Origin of the sequence: Bradyrhizobium sp. BR 10261, from assembly GCF_019455395.1 — a bacterium.
Lineage (GTDB): Bacteria > Pseudomonadota > Alphaproteobacteria > Rhizobiales > Xanthobacteraceae > Bradyrhizobium > Bradyrhizobium manausense.
The window spans coordinates 209,636-229,485 of sequence record NZ_JACOFQ010000011.1; the positions used below are offsets into that span (position 1 = coordinate 209,636).

The following is a 19,850-nucleotide window of genomic DNA, read 5'->3' on the forward strand; positions in this document are numbered from 1 at the left end:
CGACTCCCTAATTTCTTCAATAAAATCAGCGACCCTTTCCTCTGGATAGGGTCGCTTAACGTTAACCATTGTCCGCCCGAGTTCCGGCCGCTGGCGTTTTTTTGCCACACTCAACCGCTTAGGATCGTAGTCTGACTTGGTTTGGGGGCGGGAAGGTCAACCTCGGATTAACCTTCTCGCTTTAAGAAAGCGTTCACCCTCTTTCGCGCGCTAACGGGGTTGGCGGGAGAGTCCATTGAACGCTCGTCGACTGGGTGGGCTCATACGTGCTGACTGGTTTCGCACGCAAATTCGCTGCGTTGTCGTTGTCCCATGCGGGAGTGAAGGTCGGATCTCGGATCGGCCTCGCCTCGCTGGTGCTGCTTGCGGCTGCCGGCTCGGTTCATAACGCCGCGGCGCTGAACGAAACCAAGACCCTCTCCTTCCACCACACCCATTCCGGCGAAGATCTCACCGTCACCTTCAAGCGCGACGGCCGCTACGACGAAGCCGCGCTGAAGACGCTGAACCATTTCCTGCGCGACTGGCGCACCCAGGACGAGACGGTGATGGACCGTCACCTGTTCGACATCCTCTGGGAAGTCTATCGCGACGTCGACGGCAAGCAGCCGATCCAGATCATCTCCTCCTATCGCTCGCCCGCCACCAACGCGATGCTCCGCCGCCGCTCCTCGGGCGTGGCGCGGTTCAGCCAGCACATGCTCGGCCATGCGATGGACTTCTACATTCCGGGCGTGCCGCTGGAGCAGATCCGCTTCGCCGGCCTGCGCCTGCAGCGGGGCGGCGTCGGCTTCTACCCGACGTCAGGCTCGCCCTTCGTGCATCTGGACACCGGCAGCATTCGGCACTGGCCGCGCATGACGCATGACCAGCTCGCCCGCGTCTTCCCGGACGGAAAGACGGTGCATCTGCCGACCGACGGGGTGCCGTTGAAGGGCTATGAGCTGGCCAAGGCCGAGATCGAGCGGCGCGGCGAGGGCGACGACGGCGCCAGCAAGCCAGGCTTCTTCGCCTCCCTGTTCAGCAGGGGCAAGCAGGCTCCCGCAGCCAGTGCCGATGAGGATGACGAGGGCGCTCCCGCCCCGACCGCCAAGCCGACCGTGGTCGCCGCCGCAAGCAAACCCGCCGATCCGGTGCCGACGCCGCGAGCCAAGCCGTCCGCCGCCTTCGCCATCCAGCTCGCCTCGGCCGATGCCCAGCTCGTTGCGCCGCCCAAACCGAAAGCCGAGCCGAAGCCCGAGCCCGTGGCTGACAAGCCGGCCGGCAAGTTCGAAACCCCGGCGGACATCATCAATGCCCGCGGCTTCTGGGATGCTCCGGCCGTGCCGCAGCAAGCGACGCCGGCGCAGATCGCCGCGTTGAAGGCGCGCCAGGCGCTTGCCGCCGCGACAGATCCGCAACCGACCGCGAGCGTCTCCAGTGCCGCCTATCAGGCACTGGCCTTTGCACCCGCTTCTGCCTCGCCCGTCGACCGTGCCCGCGTCGTCGCCGCCTCGGCGCCGATCCCCCGCGGCACGCGTCAGGTGTCCACGGCCCGCAACGGAGCGCCGGCCACCGAGATCAACAGCGTCGTCGGCAAGAGCACCGACGGCATGATCGCAACCGCAACCCGCCTCTCCGCCGCCAAGGGCGAGAGCGTCTGGCTCAAGATCGTGATGCTGTCGCCGAGCGCCAGCCGCGCGATGTCGGTGACGCTGATGGGCGAGCTCGATATGGCGGCGATGCGCGCCTATTTCGTCAAGCCGCAGGCCGTGGTCGCAATGGGCTTCACCGACGATCCGATGCAGGGCCTGTCCTGCGACAGTTTCTCGGGCAGCGCGACGACGAAGATCGAAACGACGTCGTTCGTCATGCGCACGGCCGCGCTGCGCTGAGGCTGATCGCCTTCACCCTCTCGTAGCCCGGATGGAGCGCAGCGCAATCCGCGCCACAAGCAATGACGGTCCCGGATTTCGCTGCGCTCCATCCGGGCTACGGCAATGGTGCTTAAAGCGCGAACGCCTCAGATCATTCCCAGCGCCTGCATGTAGGTCTCGAGGATCGTCTCGGCCTCGGCGCGCTCATTGGGGTCCTGCTTGCGCAGGCGCACGATGGTGCGCAGCGCCTTGACGTCGTAGCCGTTGCCCTTGCTCTCGGCATAGACGTCGCGGATGTCGTCGGAGATCGCCTTCTTCTCTTCCTCCAGCCGCTCGATGCGCTCGATGATGGATTTGAGCTGGTCCTTGGCAAATTTCGTTGCGGGCTCGTCGTCGCGGACGGCGGCGGAGGTGGCCATCTTGGTACTCCCAATGGAACTGGCAAAACGAGGTGACGCCGGCATCCTCACCGCGCGTGCTGGGTAGACCCTTAGGGTTGGCGCCTGCCGCGTTCAAGCAAGCATCGCGCTCGTCCACAGCGCGCCCACACCTTCCTGCAGGGATGCAAAGAAAGCTGTTGTGTGGTGCGACTCAGGCAGCGCCGCAGTCAGCCCCCCTCAGTGATTGTGGGGATGGACCTTCTTCATCCCCTCGAGCTGCTCGGGGCTCGCCGTGCCCTGGTACTTCGCCTTCCAGGTCTCGTAGGGCATGCCGTAGACGGCTTCCCGGCTCTCATCCTTGCTCAAGCTCACGCCCTGGGCATCCGCGGCGTCCTTGAGCCAGTTCGACAGGCAGTTGCGGCAGAATCCGGCCAGATTCATCAGATCAATGTTCTGGACGTCGGTCCGCGTCCTCAGATGATCGACCAGCCGCCGGAACGCGGCCGCCTCGAGCTCCGTTCTGGTTTTGTCGTCGATGGCCATGGCAGGAATCCTCGGCTGTACCTTGATAGCGGTCACCCTTACGGGATCAGGTGGGTGCTGTCACAGATTTTGCCATATCGCGGCGCAAACGGCGGCCGGGCCGGCAAACGGGCAGTTCCCCGGGCCTACGCCAAATCGTCAATCATCTGGTATACGTTCCGCGACAATGATCGCCGAATCTCCCCGCTCCCCCCCTCGCCTGCTCGCCCTGATAGTCCCGGTGCTGGCCGTTGCGCTGCTGTGCCTCTGGGCCAGCCCGGCCTCGGCCGACTTCCGCCTCTGCAACAACACCTCAAGCCGGGTCGGCATCGCGCTCGGCTACAAGGACGCCGACGGCTGGACCACCGAGGGCTGGTGGAACATCTCGTCCCGCTCCTGCGAGACCCTGCTGCGGGGAACGCTGGTCGCCCGCTACTATTACATCTACGCCATCGACTATGACCGCGGCGGCGAATGGTCGGGGCAGGCCTTCATGTGCTCGCGCGACAAGGAATTCACCATCCGCGGCACCGAGGACTGCCTGGCGCGCGGCTATGACCGGACCGGCTATTTCGAGGTCGACACCGGCGAGCAGCGGGCCTGGACGGTGCAGCTCACCGACGCCAACGAGCAGCCTTCGACGCAGCAGCGTGTCCCCGGCATGCCCGGCCCTGTCGGCCCTGGTGGCGGCGTCCCGGGTTTGCCCAATAGTCCGCCCGGTGGTACGCCCCCCGCCGCACCTGGCCTTCCGCCAGCCCCCTCGCCACCGTCTGGAAATAAGCCATGAGGCGTCTTCGCCGTATCAAGATTCTCGCGACCCTCGGACCTGCCTCGTCGGACCTCGCGATGATCCGCCGGCTGTTCGAGGCCGGCGCCGACGTGTTCCGCATCAACATGAGCCACACACCGCACGACAAGATGCGGGAGCTGGTGGCGACGATCCGCAATGTCGAGAGCAGCTACGGGCGCCCGATCGGCATCCTGGTCGATCTCCAGGGCCCGAAGCTCCGCCTCGGCGCCTTCGCTGAAGGCGCGGTGCAGCTTCAGAACGGGCAGACCTTCACGCTGGATTCCGACAAGGCGCCGGGCGATGCCAGCCGCGTCAACCTTCCCCATCCGGAGATCCTGGCCGCGCTGCGGCCCGGCCATGCGCTGCTGCTCGACGACGGCAAGGTGCGGCTGATCGCCGAGGAGACCACCAAGGAGCACGCTGTCACGCGCGTCGTGGTCGGCGGCAAGATGAGCGACCGCAAGGGCGTCAGCCTGCCCGACACCGACCTGCCGGTCTCGGCGATGACGCCGAAGGACCGCGCCGACCTCGAGGCGGCGCTGGTCACCGGCGTGGACTGGATCGCGCTGTCCTTCGTGCAGCGCGCCGACGACGTGATCGAGGCCAAGAAGATGATCCGCGGCCGCGCCGCCGTGATGGCCAAGATCGAGAAGCCGCAGGCGATCGACCGCCTCGCCGACATCATCGAGGCGTCCGACGCGCTGATGGTGGCGCGCGGCGACCTCGGCGTCGAATTGCCGCTCGAGCGCGTGCCGAGCCTGCAGAAGCAGATGACGCGCATGGCGCGCCGCGCCGGCAAGCCGGTGGTGATCGCGACGCAGATGCTGGAATCGATGATCCAATCGCCGGTGCCGACCCGCGCCGAGGTCTCCGACGTCGCCACCGCCGTCTATGAGGGTGCCGACGCCATCATGCTGTCGGCGGAATCGGCGGCCGGCAAATTCCCGGTCGAGGCCGTCTCGACCATGAACCGCATCGGCGAAGAGGTCGAGCGCGACCCGACTTACCGGTCGGTGATCACCGCCCAGCGGCCCGCGCCGGAATCCACCGCAGGCGATGCCATCGCCGACGCCGCGCGGCAGATCGCCGAGACGCTCGACCTGCCCGCCTTGATCTGCTGGACCTCATCCGGCTCGACCGCGGTGCGCGTGGCGCGCGAGCGGCCGAAGCCGCCGATCGTGGCGATCACGCCCAACATCACCGCCGGCCGCCGGCTTGCCGCCGTATGGGGCGTGCACTGCGTGGTGGCCGAAGATGCACGCGACCAGGACGACATGGTGAGCCGCGCCGGCCAGATCGCCTTCCGCGACGGTTTCGTCCGCGCCGGTCAGCGCGTGATCATCGTCGCCGGCGTGCCGCTCGGCATTCCCGGCACCACCAACATGGTGCGCATCGCCTCCGTCGGCCCCGAGGGCGACGCCAATATCTGAGGCGGCCGCCGGCCGGCCAAGCCAAACTGCGAAAACAACCCCATGCACAGTAGCCGGCTGAATCCGGCTGCCTTGCGCAGGCTTGGGAAAAGGCCAACTCAGGCAATTGCCTGGGCGCGGCCGGGTCTCCTCAGGCCCCGACCAGCGCCTTGGTCGTGGGCAGCAAGGTCTGCTGCACCACCAGACCCCTGGCGCGGGCGTCCATGACGCCGACGGCGCGCAGCGCCAGCAGCGTCACGGTCTGGACGGCGTCGCGCATCTTGACGGGATCTTCGAGATTATCGGGCGCGAGCGGACCGACCAGGGCCTCATGCAGCGCACCCAGCAGCGCAGTTGCGGCGAGCGCCGTGTCCTGCGCCGGCAGATGGCCGGCGCGCACCGCGGCGTCGATCCGCGCGGCGATCTCGCCCGCGATCTCCCGGCGGCTGGCCAGCCTGGAGGCGCTGACATCGACATCGACAGGTTCAGCCAAAATGCCCCAGGCGAGGCGGCGCTGCGACAGCGTATGGACCGCCACGGTGGTCACGGCCGCCGCCAGCGCCGAGGACGGCCCCGGCGCGGCATCAGCCGCCCGGCGGATGGCCGCAAGCTCGTCGCGGGAGACTTCGGAAATCAGTTCGGAGATCAGCTCGGCCTTGGAGGGGAAGTAGCGGTAGACGGTGCCGGCCGCCACATTGGCCCTGACGGCGACCGGCGCGATCTGCACCGCCGCCATGCCGCCTTCGGCTGCGGCTTCCCTTGCCGCCGCCAGGATGGCGCTGCGCCGAGCCGCAAGGCGCTTAACCACTTGATGCGTCCGCCGATAAACCATGGCGCGCTTCCTGTCCCACCACGCCTGCCGCACGCCCGCGGCCGAACGCTTCGTCACTGAATTCGCTGCAAATCGCCCCGCAAGGACTGAACAACTATTCAGGGGGGATGACAAGCAGCAAAAGCGCTCACACGCGAAACGCTGCATTGCAAACCGCTCAAAGTGCGGGGAATCTATTGGTGAACGGCTAACCACACTTTTTACCGCAGTCTTAAAGGCGGTCGGTGACTGTCGCTGCGATCCAACCCGGTGCAGCATGCTCGACACGGACGCCAAGACCGCCTGGCAGCTCTTCCATTTGAACTGGCTTCCCATCGCGATCATGGGCGGCCTGCTGGCGCTCGGCCTATCCGTCACCGGCCTCAGGCTCGAGCCTGTCGCCTATGGTGTAACGCTGGCAATCGCCGCACTTTTCGTCGGCATCGCCTATCGCCACCGCATCGCCAAAGGCGATCTTGCCGATCCGAAGCTGATCTTCTCGCTTGGTACGATCGGCCAGGTGATCATCACCTGCGCGATCGTCGGGCCGCTCAGCTACGTCGCCGGCATCCTGGGCTTTCCGCTGCAGGACCAGGCGCTGCTCGCGATCGATCGCGCACTCGGCCTCGATCCCGAGCCGATCGCGCGCTTCGTCAACGATCACCCCTGGCTCGCCGACATCCTGTCGCGCAGCTACGGCCTGATCAAATGGCCCCTGCTGTTCGTCCCCGTCGTGCTGACGCTGACGGCGCGTTATGTGCGGCTGCAATTGTTCATGCTGGCAATGAGTCTTGGGCTTGCCGTCACCATCGCGATCTCGGCACTCGTGCCGGCGATCGGCACCTATTACGGATTGCAATTGCCCGCGGCCCACGTCCCCGACATCAACACCGCGATCTACGCCGGACAGTTGCGCGATATCCTGGGCTTACGCGACGGCAGCCTGCACGAGCTGCGACTGTTCTTCCTGTCCGGCATCGTCTCGTTTCCGAGCTTCCACGCCGCATCCGCCGTGTTCTACATGTGGGCGCTGTGGCCGGTGCGGCGCATCGGCGGTCTTGCGGCGGCCCTCAACCTCATGATGATCGCGGCAACGCCTGTCATCGGCGCCCATTACATCGTCGACGTCGCTGGTGGTGTCGCGCTGGCGACAGCTTCGATCTGGGCGGCGAAGGCGTATCTGGCGTGGATGAACCGCACCGCGCGGGTCCCGGCAACAGCGGCTGTGTGGCAGCCGAGTCTCGCGGAATAAAAGCGCGCGCGGCTGTGCGTCATGCCGCTATCAATCACAACAGCAGCTCTTGTAGGGTGGGCAAAGGCGCGCAGCGCCGTGCCCACCATCTCTCTGCAATTACATAAGTGGCTGCCGCTGGGGGTTACACCGTGCGCACCATCTACGTGGCGTGGGCACGCTTCCGCCTTCGCGCTGCGAGCTTCGGCGGACAAGTCGCTTTGCCCACCCTACGAGAGCTGTTCAACTACACGGTCTTCAGTTCCGTCATCCTGAGGCGCGAGTGGCGCGATGCGAAGCATCGCGCCGGGAGCCTCGAAGGATGAACGATGCAGCCGGGCTGTCGCCCTTCGAGGCTCGTCGGAGAGGCGAGCACCTCAGGGTGACGGTATCAACGGTCGAACTTCGCGGTGATCCCGCACGCCCAAACGAAAAGAGCCCCGTCCGGGGACGGGGCTCTCTGAACTCTGAATTCGTCTCTGGCTTACTTGAGGCTGGACGAGATCGAGCCGAACTTGGTGTTCAGGGTCGTACCGAGGTTGTTGACGACGGTGATGATGGCCAGCGCAATGCCCGCGGCGATCAGGCCGTATTCGATGGCGGTGGCGCCGGATTCGTCCTTAACGAAACGCGAAACGAGGTTCTTCATAGACTGCTCCAAAAAGTACACGAGGCTTCAACTGGTCTGGTCTGGTTTCTTCGGCTTCCCAGCGCCGCCTGACCATGGAACTGAACGTAGAGGCAAAGACTTGCGTCGCAGTTAATTCGACTGCGTAAACCGGGAACAAATGGCATGTATTGGCCGATGGTAAACCGAAATTGAAAACAACCGGTTAAATTGCGCCGACGCAAAAATAGTGATTGAGACCATTTACTCGAAAGTTATGACCGCCATGGTCCAATGCCGCCCGCTCGGCCAAGAGATCCAAGAAAACACACCCAAGAACAAGACGAGGCGGCATGTCGCTTTCCTTCACCAACAGCATCGCCGTGCAGAGCCGCGCACGGGTGCTGGTGCCGCTGTGTGTCGGCGCGGGCGCCTATCTCTTCTTCCTTTATGTCGGCGACACGCTGCTTCAGGACTCCGACTCGTTCTGGCAGATCAAGATCGGGCAGTGGATCCTCGATCACCACGCCCTGCCCACTACCGACCTCTATTCCTTCACGCGGCCAGGCGAGCCCTGGATCTCGACGTCCTGGCTGTCGCAAATCCTGTACGCCATCACTTTCGCGCAATGGGACTGGGCCGGACCTGTCATCCTCACCGCGCTTGCGATTGCGGCGTCAGTTGCGATCTTTGTCCATCTGCTCGACGCCCATCTCGAAATTCCGCGCTCGGTGCTGTTCGCGATGCTGGCGGTGCTGCTGTCGCTGCATCACATCCTGACGCGGCCCCATATGCTGGCGCTGCCGGTGATGATCGCCTGGGTCGGCATTCTCATGAATGCGGCCGACCGCAAGGTCACGCCGTCCTGGGCGTGGCTGCCGCTGATGTCGCTGTGGGCGAATCTGCATGGCGGCTTCGTGCTGGGCCTCGTGCTGATCGGCCCGATGGCGTTAGAGGCGATCTGGACGCTGGATTCGGCCAGGCAGATCCGCCTGCTCGCGCGCTGGTTCCTGTTCGGCGTCGCCGCGATGATCGCCGCCTGCGTCACGCCCTATGGCTGGCGCACGCTGCTGGGCGCGACCAACATCCTCAATCTCGGCGAGTTGCTGTCGGTCATCTCGGAATGGATGCCGGCGAATTTCGCCTCGTTCTCCGCATTCGAAGGCGCGATCCTCGGCCTGATCGCGATCGGCCTGTTTCGCGGCCTGACGCTGTCGCCGCCGCGCATTCTCCTGGTCCTGCTGTTCACCTGGATGGGGCTGACCCATGTCAGGAGCATCGAGGCCTTTGCCTTCCTGGTGCCGCTGGCGCTGGCAAAGCCGCTCGGAGAAAAGTCGCCGCTGCCGCAAGCCGCGCAAGATACTGAGCAAGGCAACGAGAGCCCGGCGGCGCGCTATGTCACTGTCATGGGCGCGCTGATGATCGCAGCCGCGGCCTGGACCTCGACCTCGGTCTACATGTCGCATCACCGCTTCACCTTCACGATGGACCAGACGCCTGTCGCAGCCGTCGATCTGCTGCAGCAGCGCAAGGCGCAGCGCATCTTCAATGCCTACCAGTTCGGCGGTTATTTGATCTCGCGCGACATCCCTGTTTTTGTCGACGGCCGCGCCGAGCTCTATGGCGAGAAGTTCGTGATGGACTTCTTCAAGGCGATCGAGGTCAAGAAGCTCGATAATTTGACGCGGCTACTCGACGAGTACAAGATCGACGCCACACTGCTGGTCGCCGACAGCCCCGCCGCCCAGGTGCTCGATCATATCAAGGGCTGGAAACGGCTGTATGCCGACAACATCGCCGTGATCCACGTGCGGGATGACGAGGCGGGCGCGGCCGCGCCTGCCAAACCATGAGCATCGCCGCATGACTATCGCGGCCAGTGTCCCGATTGCGCGCGCCCAACGCAACCTGGCGCCGCTCTGCATCGCGGCCGCGAGCTTCCTGTTGCTGCTGGTCAGCGGCGACAGCCTGCTGCGTGATCCCGATACGCTTTGGCAGATCAGGGTCGGCCAGTGGATCCTCGATCATCGCGCCGTGCCGTGGACCGACCTCTATTCGCTGACGCGCCGGGGCGAGGTCTGGCTCTCGACCTCGTGGCTATCGCAGGTGCTGTTCGCGTCCGCTTATGCGCACTGGGGATGGACCGGGCCCGTGGTGCTGACCGCAGCCGCGATCGCGCTGGCGATGGCATTACTGCTGGCTTTCCTGCAACGGCATCTCGACCTTCCCTACGCGCTGGTGTTCTGCCTGCTTGCGATGACGCTGGCGGCACCGCATCTGCTGGCCCGCCCGCATGTGCTGGCGCTGCCCGTCATGGTCGCGTGGACCGGCGCCCTCATGGCCGCGGCCGATCGCGGCCGGGCGCCCTCCTTCCTGTTGCTCCCGCTGATGGCACTGTGGGCGAACCTTCACGGCGGCTTCGTGCTCGGGCTCGCGCTGATCGGCGCAATCGGCGTCGAGGCGCTCTGGCGCGCAAGCGCGTCGCGCCGGATGGTCCTCGCGATGCAATGGGCCGCTTTCGGGCTTGGCGCGCTGGCGGCGAGCTGCTGCACGCCTTATGGCCTCGACACTTTGCTCGGCGCAGCCCGCATCCTCAGCCTCGGCAAATCCTTTTCCGTCATCGCCGAATGGCGCCCGGCCGATTTCAGCTCGTTCAGCCCGTTCGCGGGCGCCCTGCTCGGACTGCTTGGCCTCGCGCTCACGCGCGGCCTGACGCTGTCGCCGCCGCGCGTGCTGCTGATCCTTGGGCTGACCTGGATGGCGCTGGCGCATGTCCGCAGCATCGAGACCTTTGGCGTGCTCGTGCCTGTCGTGCTGGCGCAGCCGCTGAGCGGCTGGTTCAAACCGGCGTCGGATACGCCACGCGGCCTTCGTCTGGCGCCCGGCGCCCCCGCAGCACTGGTCGCGGTCGCAATCGTGCTCGCGAGCGCGACCGTGACCTTTGCCGCCCATCACGCCTTCGAATTCTCCACAGTGCAAACGCCCGTTGCGGCGGTCGATGTGCTGGCGGAGCGCAAAGCCGTGCGTATCTTCAATTCCTACGGTTTTGGCGGCTACCTCATCGTTCGCGACGTCAGGCCTTATGTCGACGGACGGTCGGAACTCTACGGCGAAAAGTTCCTGATGGATTATTTCGCCGCCGAAGACGGCCGCGACATTTCGGGTCTGCTGCGCATCCTCGACGAGAACAGGATCGACGCGACGCTGCTGACCATCGATTCACCCGCGGCTCAGATTTTGAACCATATCAAGGGCTGGAAGCAGGTTTTTGCGGACAAAATTGCGGTGGTGCACGTGCGGGACGATCAGGACGCCGTGCCGTCGAAGTGAGAACGGCAAGCAGACTTGTCACCTGGTGCCTGACACAGTCCGTACCAAAACGGGCTCCCCTAGCCCGGATGGAGCGAAGCGCAATCCGGGACCTCTCACCCAGCGGACGAATCCCGGATTTCGCTGCGCTTCATCCGGGCTACGAAGCTACCTTGTCTCCTCGTGCCTGACGCAGTTCAATACAGCCGGATCGAGGCGAAGCAAAATGGCCTCGAAGCAGACCGCGTGATGAAAAATCCGGACGCAATCGCTGTCATCGTATCGGCACTCCGCCACGTCCATGGCGACGACATCGCGCGCCTGATGCTGGTCGAGGGCATGAGCCTCGCCAATCTGATCGATGCGATGTTTTCGGCGCCACTGACGCACCGGGAGGCCGTTCGGGCGATCACCGACGGGCTCGACGATTTCGTCATCACGCCGGACCTGGGGCTGATCTGGCACCTCAAATACATTTACGGGCCGGGCTCCCTGCACGTTGTGGATCTGGAGATCGCGACGCCTGATGGTACGCTGGCCAGCAAAGATGTATGGCTTCGTCTCGCCTCCTGAGGCACTGGCCCTCAATTCCCCGTCTGCAACTCGCCAAAACGCTCCCAGGTCTTGCCGTTGAAGCGCATGAACTGCATCTGGTCGACCGGGACGTGGTCGGTCGCGCTGGTGTTGATCTTGATGCCGGGGAGCAGCATCGGCAGTTCGAGGTCGTGAATCGAAAATGCCTGCTTCAGGATGTTCTCGGTCGACAGATCGTCGCCGCAGGCTTTCAGCACGGCCTCCAGCGCCATCGCGCTGTTATAGGCATTGACGTAGTTGGTATCGTGCTGGTCGGCTTCAGGCACATACTTCGTCATGAAGTCGCGCCAGGCCTTGACGCCGGAATCGTCCTTCCAGGCGGGATCATCGGGGTCCTTCACATAGGCCGTGGAGAGAATGCCGGTGCCGGCTTCGACGCCGGCAGGCTCCATCACGGTCGAGATCCAGACCGCGACGTTGGACAGGAAGGTCATGGGACGCCAGCCGATCTCGAAGGACTTGCGGATCGCTTGCGCCGCGAATTTCGGCGTCGCCGCGATCACGAACACGTCGGCGCCAGAGGCTTTCAGCTTGACGATCTGGGAATCGATGGTCGGATCCTGGATTTCATAGGTCGCGACGGTGACGACGGAATCGTATTTCTCGCCAAGCACGTCCTTGAGGCCGGCGAGATAGTCGCGGCCATAATCGTCGTTCTGCGAGATCACGGCAAATTTAGCGTTCGGGTTTTTCGCCAACGCATAGCGCGCATAGAGCCGCGCCTCGTAGCGGAACGGCGCCTGCACGCCCATCGTCGCCTGCGGATATAGCGCGATGTCGGCGAATTTCGAGGCCCCGGACGCGAGGAAAAGCTGCGGCACGTTCTTTGACTGGAGGTACTTTGCTATCGCGGTGTTATGCGCAGTGCCGATCGAGGAGAAGATCAGCGCGACCTCGTCGCTCTCCACCAGCCTTCGGGTCTGCTCGACCGATTTCGGCGGTGCGTAGCTGTCGTCGAGCGAGATCAGATTGACCTTGCGGCCGTTGATGCCGCCCTTCTCGTTCAGCATCTTGAAATAGCCGACCTCGCCCTTGCCGAGCGCGCCAAAGGCAGAGACCGGCCCGCTATAGGGCATGGTCTGGCCGATCCTGATCTCGGTTGCGGTGACGCCGCGCATCTCGGCGGCGAGCGAGAAGGTTGGCGATAGCAGGATTGAAACGGCGCCAAGCGCGCCCAACGCAGCCACGAAGCGCATCGGTCTCCCCTCCCCTTTGTCGGCGCGATCACTCCGCGCCTTGTTTGAGGCCGAGCATGTCACGACGGTCGCCTCGCTGCCAAGACCCGTTCGCGGCTGGGGGGTCTCGTGTCCCGGACGCGCCGCAACGCGAGAGCGCTGCTGCGCTGCGTCCGGGGCACGACAGCCGGGTTGCGGGCGCATCTGCATCAACACCGTCATTGCGTGCACAGGTATTGTAGGGTGGGCAAAGCGCAAGCGTGCCCACCACCTGTCGCGATTGGCAAGAGATGGTGGGCACGGCGCAAGGGCGCCTTTGCCCACCCTACGGGACTGCCTTTGTTGCGGGCGCATCTGCATCCACGTCGTCATTGCGAGCGTAGCGAAGCCATCCAGAGTCTTTCCACGGATGCATTCCTGGATTGCTTCGCTGCGCTCGCAATGACGGAGCGTGTGGCTGGGGGGTACATTCGCCACCGGCGCTGATGCTACTTCGCCTTCTTGGCGCGATCCTTCAGGGGGATCACGAGCTTGAGGCCGGACCAGACATCGTCGACCGCGCAGATCTTGATATCGACGAGGCCGCTTGCGAGCGCGGTCTCGCGCACCAGGGCTTCGGTGACGTCGGTCGCAACGCCCGACGCTTTCTTCGGCCAGGACGCCCAGATCATGCCGTCGGGCGCGATCGCCTTGCAGTAGTTGCGCAGCTTGGCGGCGAGGCCTTTGGCCTCGGCCGCGAAGAGATGCACCATGTCGAGCGGTGGCTTGGCCGTATTGGCGATGCTCACGCCGTCAGGGAGATCGCCGACGACGTTGCGATAGGAGGCGCCAAGGCCGTCCACAAAAATGCAAAAGCCCGGCTTGATGCCGAGCTTTTGCGCTAACGGCTTGCCGGAATATCCGGCCATCGCCGAAGCTTTACGCCTGCGGCTGCGGCTCCAGGCCGGGATCCGGATCGGGCCGCGGACGCGACTTGCCGGCCGGGGGCACGGCGGAGGCGCGCGGCGTGGCCGGCTCGAGCACGGACTCGCGGTTCGGCTTCTTGCCCTTGAGCAGGTCGACGATCTCGTCGCCAGAGAGCGTTTCGAACTCGAGCAGGCCCTTGGCCAGCGCTTCGAGGTCGGCGCGCTTCTCGGTGAGGATGCGGGTCGCTTCCTTGTAGCCTTCCTCGACCAGGCGGCGGATCTCGGAGTCGATCTTCTGCACGGTCGCCTCGGACGCATTCTGCGTGCGCGAGACCGACATGCCCAGGAAGACCTCGTCCTGGTTCTCGCCATAGGAGACGGTGCCGAGCTCTTCCGACAGGCCCCAGCGCGTCACCATCATGCGGGCAAGGCGCGTGGCCTGCTCGATGTCGGAAGCCGCACCCGAGGTCACCTTATCGCGGCCGAAGATCAGCTCTTCGGCGACGCGGCCGCCCATCATGATGGCGAGACGCGAGGTCATCTGCTCCAGGGACATCGACAGCTTGTCGCGCTCGGGCAGCTGCATGACCATGCCGAGCGCACGGCCGCGCGGAATGATGGTCGCCTTGTGGATCGGATCGGTGGCGGGCACGTTGAGGCCGACGATGGCGTGGCCGCCCTCGTGATAGGCCGTCAAGAGCTTCTCTTCCTCGGTCATGACGAGCGACTTGCGCTCGGCGCCCATCATCACCTTGTCCTTGGCTTCCTCGAACTCGGCCTGCGTGACCATGCGCTTGTTGCGGCGCGCAGCGGTCAGGGCGGCTTCGTTCACGAGATTCATCAGGTCGGCGCCGGAGAAACCGGGCGTGCCGCGCGCGATGGTCTTGAGGTTGATATCGGGGGCCAGCGGAACCTTGCGGACGTGGACCTTGAGGATCTGCTCGCGGCCGACGACGTCGGGATTGGGCACCACGACCTGGCGGTCGAAGCGGCCCGGACGCAGCAGCGCGGGATCGAGCACATCAGGGCGGTTGGTGGCCGCGATCAGGATCACGCCCTCGTTCGCCTCGAAGCCGTCCATCTCGACCAGCAGCTGGTTCAGCGTCTGCTCGCGCTCGTCATTGCCGCCGCCGAGACCGGCGCCGCGGTGACGACCGACCGCATCGATTTCGTCGATGAAGATGATGCAGGGCGCGTTCTTCTTGGCCTGCTCGAACATGTCGCGGACACGCGAGGCGCCGACGCCGACGAACATCTCGACGAAGTCCGAACCCGAAATGGTGAAGAACGGCACGTTGGCTTCGCCCGCGACCGCGCGCGCGATCAGGGTCTTACCGGTGCCGGGAGGACCGACCAGCAGCACGCCGCGTGGAATGCGGCCGCCGAGGCGCTGGAATTTGCCGGGGTCGCGCAAGAACTCCACGATCTCCTGCAGGTCCTGCTTGGCCTCGTCGACGCCGGCGACGTCCTCGAAGGTGACCCGGCCATGCGCTTCGGTCAGCATCTTCGCACGCGACTTGCCGAAGCCCATCGCCTTGCCGGCGCCGCCCTGCATCTGGCGGGACAGGAAGATCCAGACGCCGATCAGCGCGATGAAGGGCAGCCAGGAGACCAACAGCGAGACGAACCACGGCACGTTGTCGCCTGGCGGCTTCGCGGTGATCTGCACCTTGCTGTCATAGAGGCGCTTCACCAGCGTCGGATCGTTCGGCGCATAGGTCTGGAAGCTCGAGCCGTTGGTGAAGGTGCCGTGAATATCCGGGCCCTGGATCACGACGTCGCGGACATGGCCCTGGTCGACCTCGCTCAACAGCTGCGAGAAGGCGATGTCCTGCGAGGACGTGCGCTGACCCGGATTCTGGAAGAGCGTGAACAACGCCAACAGCAGCAAAACAATGATGACCCAGAGGGCGAAATTGCGCAGATTGGCGTTCATCGATCTTCCTTCGTGGTCGCGCGGATCGCGGCCTGATCCTTGGGGCAGTCAGAGGAAATCCCCAAGGAATCCTCATCGTTAGACGCATACAATTTAGGTGCCGCCCCGGTCGCTGCCAAGGGAACGAGATGGGACTATTTATCCCATCTTAGGGCGATTCCCGCTGAAATAATGGCATCAAGGCCGGAGTTTTTCCTGCCTGGTTAAGGTGTCCTGACGGCAGATCAGGCAAATGACCGGTGTCATGATCCGCCCTCATCTGCCCGCGGGCCCACTCTTGGGCCCACTCTTGGGCCCACTCTTGGGCCCACTCTTGGGCCCACTCTTGGACCGCCTGGCCGGCGCAGGCGCGATGTGGATACGCCCCCCGGCAAGGCTGATCAAGGCTCCCGCAAGGGTCTGCTTGAAAAGGGTCTGCTTCAAGCTGGCGCGGCCATTTGCGGGTGCATGCCGCCCCGCGCCCATCGCCTGATCGAGCGCGGCCAGCAGGGTCTCGACCTTGCCGAGTTCCGCCGGCCCTTCGTGCCCGAGCGCGTCGATGGCTCGCAACAAGAGCCGCAGCCGGACTTCCTCCGGCAGGGCGGCGAAGGCCTCTGCATCGTAGGAGGTTTCGGCCTCGAAACTGCGAACGCCCGGCTGCGTCTGTCGGCCGCGATCCCGTAAGGCGAGGAAGCGCTCGGCACCATCGGTCAGCACCTCGACCGCCGCATTGGCGCGGGCGAGCCGCGCCGACAGCCGCACCAGGGTCCTGGCATCACCGCCCTCGGCGGCAAGCTGCGGCAGCAGCGCGCGCAGCCGGGGACGCGTGAAGGCCATGTCGCCATTGGTGGGATCTTCAGCGAAGCCGATCCCGGCCCGCTTCAGGGTTGCGATCAGCTGCGATTTCGGAACATCGAGCAGCGGGCGCGCCAGCACGAGGCCGTCGCGCGTCGAGCGGCGCGCCATCGCCGACAATCCGGCGATGCCGCTGCCGCGGAAGAGGCGCATCAGCACCGTCTCGGCCTGGTCGTCGCGGGTGTGCGCGGTCAGCACGTGGCTGGCACCGGCAGCGCGTGCGGCCTGCGCCAGCAGGCGATAGCGGGCTTCGCGCGCGGCGGCGGGCAATCCTGCCTTCGGCTTGGCGCCGCGCCAGCGCAGGGTGCGATGTGCAAGGCCAAGTTCCGTGGCGAACCGCTTGACCTCGCGCGCTTCGCGCGCCGCCTCCTTGCGCAGGCCATGATCGACGGTGACGACGGTGAGCTCCGGGCCGCGGGCGAGGCTGCGCCGCCAGCGCGCCGCCAGCCACATCAACGCGACCGAATCGGGTCCGCCCGAGACCGCGAGCACCAGCGCCGGCGCGGCTTTCAGCTCGGCGAAGAGCTGCCTCGCCGCGCGCGCGGAGATCGGAGAATTGTCGTCGACTGACATGACGCGGCCCGGCAATCGCCAGACTGGTTTAGCGCAATCGCGGCCGGGTTGTCAGCGCGCAAACGAGGCGCGTCAGCACTTCACCCGCTTCTGCTCGCGGTCGACGGCGGCCTTCACGCCGGCGGAGGCACGCGGATATTTGCGGCCGACCTCGCCGAAGGCGGCGCAGGCGGCTTCCTTCTCCTTCAGCGCGGCGAGCGACTGGCCGAGCCGCAGCAGCGCATCCGGCGCCTTGGCCGACTTGTCGTACTTCGTGGTGACGGCCAGGAAGGCCTCGGCGGAATCGCGATATTGCTGGCGCTGGAAATAGCTCTCTCCGAGCCAGTATTGCGCGTCCCCGAGCAGCGGGTCTCCAGGGTATTTGGCGGCAAAATTCTTCATGGTCTGCTCGGCGAGCGCGTAGTCCTTGCGCTGCATGTAGCCGATGCCGAGGTCGAACTCGTCGCGGGGCGTCGCCGAGGGCGGCAGGGTCGCGAGCGCCGGACCACCGGCCCGCGCGGGATAGCCCTGCTGGGCCGGCGGATAACCGGGCTGCGCGGGAGCTGCTGCTTGCGGGTATTGTCCGCCATTGTTGGAGAGATCGAGCGGCGCACCCGATGGCATCGGCTGCTGGCCGCCGCCAAGCGCACGCGGCGCACCGGGCGCATTCGGGCTCTGGCTCGGGTCGAATGCATCGCCGCGGCGGCGCGTGCCGGGAGCACTTGAGCCAGCACCTGCGCCCGGCTGCTCCTGAACGATCGGCGCGGGTGCCGCAATCTGGGGCTGCTGGTAATTCGGTTGCTGGTAGTTCGGCTGCTGCACCGCCTGTTGCTGCGGCGGCTGACGATAGGGAGGGGCGACCTGCGCGGGCGGAACGCCCGCGACATTGGGCTGCACCGGTGCCTGGCCGGGCGCAGCACCTTGCGCGCCGCCCTCGAGCTGCCGGATGCGATCCTCGAGCTGGCGGTTGCGGTATTGCAGCTCTTCGTTCTGGCCGGTGAGCTGACGCAGCTGGTTCTCCAGCCGCTCGATCCGCATCTCGGGATCATCGTCGGTCTGCGCGAATACGGGCGCGGACAAAGACAGCAGCGCGGCCAATGCCACGATGCCGGTAATTCCCTTGGATCTGGATGACATTTTGCCCTGACGACGAAAACAAGATCTGCGACGGAACGCGCGAGGCGCGACACATTGAAACGCACTACGCCAAAAATGTGACTTGCACCACGCCGTTTCGGTCACAGTTGGCTGAAACGAAACCGGCGCCCGTGAGGGCGCCGGCATATTCGGTTTGCACAGATGAACAGCGGCTGACCGGACGTCAGGAGCTCGCGTTCAGCACGGTCACAGCACGGCGGTTCTGCGACCAGCAGGAGATGTCGTTGCACACGGCCACGGGGCGCTCCTTGCCGTAGGAGATCGTGCGCATGCGATTCGGATCGATGCCGCGCGAGGCGAGGAAGGAGCGCACCGACTGGGCACGGCGGGCGCCGAGCGCGATGTTGTATTCGCGGGTGCCGCGCTCGTCGGCGTGACCTTCGATGGTGAAGGAGTAGCGCGGATAGGTCTGCAGCCACTGCGCCTGCTTTTCCAGGGTCACGATCGCCTGCGGGGTCAGATCGGTCTGGTCGCTCTCGAAGAACACGCGGTCGCCCACGTTCACCACGAAATCCTGCTGGCTGCCCGGGGTCGCCGCGCTCGCATTGGCGTCCAGACCTGCGTTGGTTTTGGCGCACGCACCCATCGACAGCGCGATGGCAACCACCGCGGCCAGCTTCAATCCCTGGAGGATACGCATAGGATATTTCATTCCGGAGCCTCCACGCTCACGTTCGTCCACTGCTGTCCGGTCTACAGGGGGTTGGTTAAGCGAACGTTCCGTCAACCTTATCGGAACCTTGCCTCAGCCGGTCAAATGCCCCCAACCAGCGAAAAGCACCCATTGTGGTTAATGGGTTGTAAATGTGGCGCGAGGGTGAAAGCAAGCCGCGTTGACAGGCAAATCGCCGAATTCCGGGCGTTTACGGGCTCCGGCGGGCGGCGCGAGGCGCCACCAGGGTCGGAACCAGCGCCGGTCAGACCAGGCCAGCGGGACTGAGCGGCGCTTGAACGAGCACCGGCCGGGCCACGGCCTGGGGCTGGCTCTTGCGCTCGAACAGCATGCGCCGCTCGAATGCGCTCGAGCGCATGATGGGAAAGCGCGTCAGGATCTTTTCCCGGACCTTGGGGTAGTCCGATGCCATCAGGACCGCCTTCTTGGTCGGCCAGCCCGGAAACCCGCGCGGCTCGGTCAAAGTCTCGGAGAGGAACACGCTCCGATAGAACGCCTGATGATCGACGCGCACCATCGAAAGCCCCACATCGGCATTGAAATGCTCGCAGGCGATGAACGGCAGCCGCACCGTGAGATAAGGCAGCTCCGGGAAACGTTGCTGCATTCCGGAATCAGCAACAAATCGACACGGATCGACAAAAACCTCGCCGCGATCGAGGCGGGGATGCAGCACGTCGCCGAACACCTCGGTCGTGTAGGACATCCGCCACTCGGAGGTCAGAACGTGGATGCGGACGGAGCTGCACAGTTCGTCGTCGACATAGACGCCGAAATTCCAGACATTCGGCGCATCGTCGAAACGGTCGGTCACGCGCCGTGATTCCGACGGCGGGATCAGTCCGGCCTGCAGATAGGCGCGATAACGCATCTGGTGCAGGCGATCGCGATCCTCGGGTGTCTCGATGAGGCGGTAGTCGATGCGCTCGAAGAGCGCCGCTCCGCGCGGGCGAAGCGGCTTCTGCGGTTCGGCCGCGGACTTCATTAATAACCTCTACGCTGCAAGCAACTTCTGCGAGTTATCAAAGATTAAAGGTTCATTAACACAATTGCAAAGGATTAGAGCCGTTAGGGTTAAGGGTTGCAGCCCGCAACCCCCTCGGGAAAT

Annotated in this window: 18 protein-coding genes; 7 read left to right on the forward strand and 11 right to left on the reverse strand. The window is 65.0% G+C overall.

Annotated features, from left to right (window positions below; translation table 11 throughout):
• Positions 1-254: 254 nt before the first annotated feature.
• Positions 255-1,874, forward strand: a complete 1,620-nt coding sequence (locus HYH07_RS15665; protein ID WP_220003297.1) for a DUF882 domain-containing protein — start codon at positions 255-257, stop codon at positions 1,872-1,874.
• 128 nt (positions 1,875-2,002) lie between these two features.
• Here HYH07_RS15665 and HYH07_RS15670 read toward each other — a convergent pair whose 3' ends face one another.
• Positions 2,003-2,275 (reverse strand): DUF2312 domain-containing protein, encoded by a 273-nt coding sequence (locus HYH07_RS15670; protein ID WP_008546273.1) that lies wholly within the window; start codon positions 2,273-2,275, stop codon positions 2,003-2,005.
• A 198-nt stretch (positions 2,276-2,473) separates the two neighbouring features.
• Positions 2,474-2,779 carry a DUF1244 domain-containing protein gene (locus HYH07_RS15675; protein ID WP_220003298.1) on the reverse strand — a complete coding sequence of 102 codons (306 nt, stop codon included), beginning with the start codon at positions 2,777-2,779 and terminating at the stop codon, positions 2,474-2,476.
• Positions 2,780-2,945: 166 nt separating this feature from the next.
• On the opposite strand from HYH07_RS15675, the gene HYH07_RS15680 reads away from it, so the two are divergent.
• A complete protein-coding gene (locus HYH07_RS15680) occupies positions 2,946-3,545 on the forward strand; it encodes a DUF1036 domain-containing protein (RefSeq protein WP_220003299.1) in 600 nt (199 codons plus the stop codon).
• Positions 3,542-4,978: a pyruvate kinase gene (gene pyk / locus HYH07_RS15685; protein ID WP_220003300.1), complete on the forward strand. Its 1,437-nt coding sequence runs from the start codon at positions 3,542-3,544 to the stop codon at positions 4,976-4,978. The genes HYH07_RS15680 and pyk overlap by 4 nt, the downstream gene beginning before the upstream one ends.
• Before the next feature lie 130 nt (positions 4,979-5,108).
• On the opposite strand, the gene HYH07_RS15690 is transcribed toward pyk, so the two are convergent.
• Positions 5,109-5,789: a TetR/AcrR family transcriptional regulator gene (locus tag HYH07_RS15690; protein ID WP_200469738.1), complete on the reverse strand. Its 681-nt coding sequence runs from the start codon at positions 5,787-5,789 to the stop codon at positions 5,109-5,111.
• A 256-nt stretch (positions 5,790-6,045) separates the two neighbouring features.
• Here HYH07_RS15690 and HYH07_RS15695 point away from each other — a divergent pair, with 256 nt between their 5' ends.
• On the forward strand, positions 6,046-7,020 hold the full coding sequence (locus HYH07_RS15695) for a phosphatase PAP2 family protein (protein ID WP_220003301.1): 975 nt from the start codon (positions 6,046-6,048) through the stop codon (positions 7,018-7,020).
• Between the two features lie 463 nt (positions 7,021-7,483).
• Here the strand turns inward: HYH07_RS15695 and HYH07_RS15700 are convergent, their stop codons facing one another.
• Entirely contained in the window at positions 7,484-7,648 is a 165-nt protein-coding gene (locus tag HYH07_RS15700) for a Flp family type IVb pilin (RefSeq protein WP_194466236.1), read from the reverse strand.
• Between the two features lie 311 nt (positions 7,649-7,959).
• Between HYH07_RS15700 and HYH07_RS15705 the strand changes: the two genes are divergently transcribed.
• The 3 genes from HYH07_RS15705 (at position 7,960) to HYH07_RS15715 (ending at position 11,488) form a co-directional block, all read left to right on the forward strand.
• Entirely contained in the window at positions 7,960-9,459 is a 1,500-nt protein-coding gene (locus HYH07_RS15705; protein ID WP_220003302.1) for a hypothetical protein, read from the forward strand.
• Between the two features lie 10 nt (positions 9,460-9,469).
• Positions 9,470-10,936 carry a hypothetical protein gene (locus HYH07_RS15710; protein ID WP_220003303.1) on the forward strand — a complete coding sequence of 489 codons (1,467 nt, stop codon included), beginning with the start codon at positions 9,470-9,472 and terminating at the stop codon, positions 10,934-10,936.
• 228 nt (positions 10,937-11,164) lie between these two features.
• Complete coding sequence (locus HYH07_RS15715; protein WP_220003304.1) at positions 11,165-11,488, forward strand: hypothetical protein; 324 nt, start codon at positions 11,165-11,167, stop codon at positions 11,486-11,488.
• An 11-nt stretch (positions 11,489-11,499) separates the two neighbouring features.
• Here HYH07_RS15715 and HYH07_RS15720 read toward each other — a convergent pair whose 3' ends face one another.
• The 7 genes from HYH07_RS15720 to HYH07_RS15750 all read right to left on the reverse strand — a co-directional run bounded on the left by HYH07_RS15720 (position 11,500) and on the right by HYH07_RS15750 (position 19,727).
• Positions 11,500-12,705, reverse strand: a complete 1,206-nt coding sequence (locus HYH07_RS15720; RefSeq protein WP_220003305.1) for an ABC transporter substrate-binding protein — start codon at positions 12,703-12,705, stop codon at positions 11,500-11,502.
• Positions 12,706-13,172: 467 nt separating this feature from the next.
• Positions 13,173-13,592, reverse strand: a complete 420-nt coding sequence (locus HYH07_RS15725) for a DUF3052 family protein (RefSeq protein WP_220003306.1) — start codon at positions 13,590-13,592, stop codon at positions 13,173-13,175.
• A gap of 10 nt (positions 13,593-13,602) precedes the next feature.
• On the reverse strand, positions 13,603-15,525 hold the full coding sequence (ftsH, locus tag HYH07_RS15730; RefSeq protein WP_220003307.1) for an ATP-dependent zinc metalloprotease FtsH: 1,923 nt from the start codon (positions 15,523-15,525) through the stop codon (positions 13,603-13,605).
• A 255-nt stretch (positions 15,526-15,780) separates the two neighbouring features.
• Complete coding sequence (gene tilS / locus HYH07_RS15735) at positions 15,781-16,932, reverse strand: tRNA lysidine(34) synthetase TilS (protein ID WP_220003308.1); 1,152 nt, start codon at positions 16,930-16,932, stop codon at positions 15,781-15,783.
• A gap of 72 nt (positions 16,933-17,004) precedes the next feature.
• The gene (ybgF, locus tag HYH07_RS15740) at positions 17,005-18,048 is read right to left on the reverse strand and encodes a tol-pal system protein YbgF (RefSeq protein ID WP_220003309.1); all 1,044 of its coding nucleotides are present in this window, start codon (positions 18,046-18,048) and stop codon (positions 17,005-17,007) included.
• 184 nt (positions 18,049-18,232) lie between these two features.
• The gene (gene pal / locus HYH07_RS15745; RefSeq protein ID WP_057759160.1) at positions 18,233-18,721 is read right to left on the reverse strand and encodes a peptidoglycan-associated lipoprotein Pal; all 489 of its coding nucleotides are present in this window, start codon (positions 18,719-18,721) and stop codon (positions 18,233-18,235) included.
• A gap of 265 nt (positions 18,722-18,986) precedes the next feature.
• A complete protein-coding gene (locus HYH07_RS15750; RefSeq protein ID WP_220003310.1) occupies positions 18,987-19,727 on the reverse strand; it encodes an N-acyl amino acid synthase FeeM domain-containing protein in 741 nt (246 codons plus the stop codon).
• Between the last annotated feature and the right edge of the window lie 123 nt (positions 19,728-19,850).

Coding starts and splice junctions, on each gene's coding strand:
- HYH07_RS15670 (WP_008546273.1), bottom strand. CDS start 2,275: ATGGCCACCTCCGCCGCCGTCCGCGACGACGAGCCCGCAACGAAATTT.
- HYH07_RS15715 (WP_220003304.1), top strand. CDS start 11,165: ATGAAAAATCCGGACGCAATCGCTGTCATCGTATCGGCACTCCGCCAC.
- pyk (WP_220003300.1), top strand. CDS start 3,542: ATGAGGCGTCTTCGCCGTATCAAGATTCTCGCGACCCTCGGACCTGCC.
- HYH07_RS15720 (WP_220003305.1), bottom strand. CDS start 12,705: ATGCGCTTCGTGGCTGCGTTGGGCGCGCTTGGCGCCGTTTCAATCCTG.
- HYH07_RS15725 (WP_220003306.1), bottom strand. CDS start 13,592: ATGGCCGGATATTCCGGCAAGCCGTTAGCGCAAAAGCTCGGCATCAAG.
- HYH07_RS15705 (WP_220003302.1), top strand. CDS start 7,960: ATGTCGCTTTCCTTCACCAACAGCATCGCCGTGCAGAGCCGCGCACGG.
- ybgF (WP_220003309.1), bottom strand. CDS start 18,048: ATGTCATCCAGATCCAAGGGAATTACCGGCATCGTGGCATTGGCCGCG.
- pal (WP_057759160.1), bottom strand. CDS start 18,721: ATGAAATATCCTATGCGTATCCTCCAGGGATTGAAGCTGGCCGCGGTG.
- ftsH (WP_220003307.1), bottom strand. CDS start 15,525: ATGAACGCCAATCTGCGCAATTTCGCCCTCTGGGTCATCATTGTTTTG.
- HYH07_RS15680 (WP_220003299.1), top strand. CDS start 2,946: ATGATCGCCGAATCTCCCCGCTCCCCCCCTCGCCTGCTCGCCCTGATA.
- HYH07_RS15750 (WP_220003310.1), bottom strand. CDS start 19,727: ATGAAGTCCGCGGCCGAACCGCAGAAGCCGCTTCGCCCGCGCGGAGCG.
- tilS (WP_220003308.1), bottom strand. CDS start 16,932: ATGTCAGTCGACGACAATTCTCCGATCTCCGCGCGCGCGGCGAGGCAG.
- HYH07_RS15710 (WP_220003303.1), top strand. CDS start 9,470: ATGACTATCGCGGCCAGTGTCCCGATTGCGCGCGCCCAACGCAACCTG.
- HYH07_RS15675 (WP_220003298.1), bottom strand. CDS start 2,779: ATGGCCATCGACGACAAAACCAGAACGGAGCTCGAGGCGGCCGCGTTC.
- HYH07_RS15700 (WP_194466236.1), bottom strand. CDS start 7,648: ATGAAGAACCTCGTTTCGCGTTTCGTTAAGGACGAATCCGGCGCCACC.
- HYH07_RS15690 (WP_200469738.1), bottom strand. CDS start 5,789: ATGGTTTATCGGCGGACGCATCAAGTGGTTAAGCGCCTTGCGGCTCGG.
- HYH07_RS15695 (WP_220003301.1), top strand. CDS start 6,046: ATGCTCGACACGGACGCCAAGACCGCCTGGCAGCTCTTCCATTTGAAC.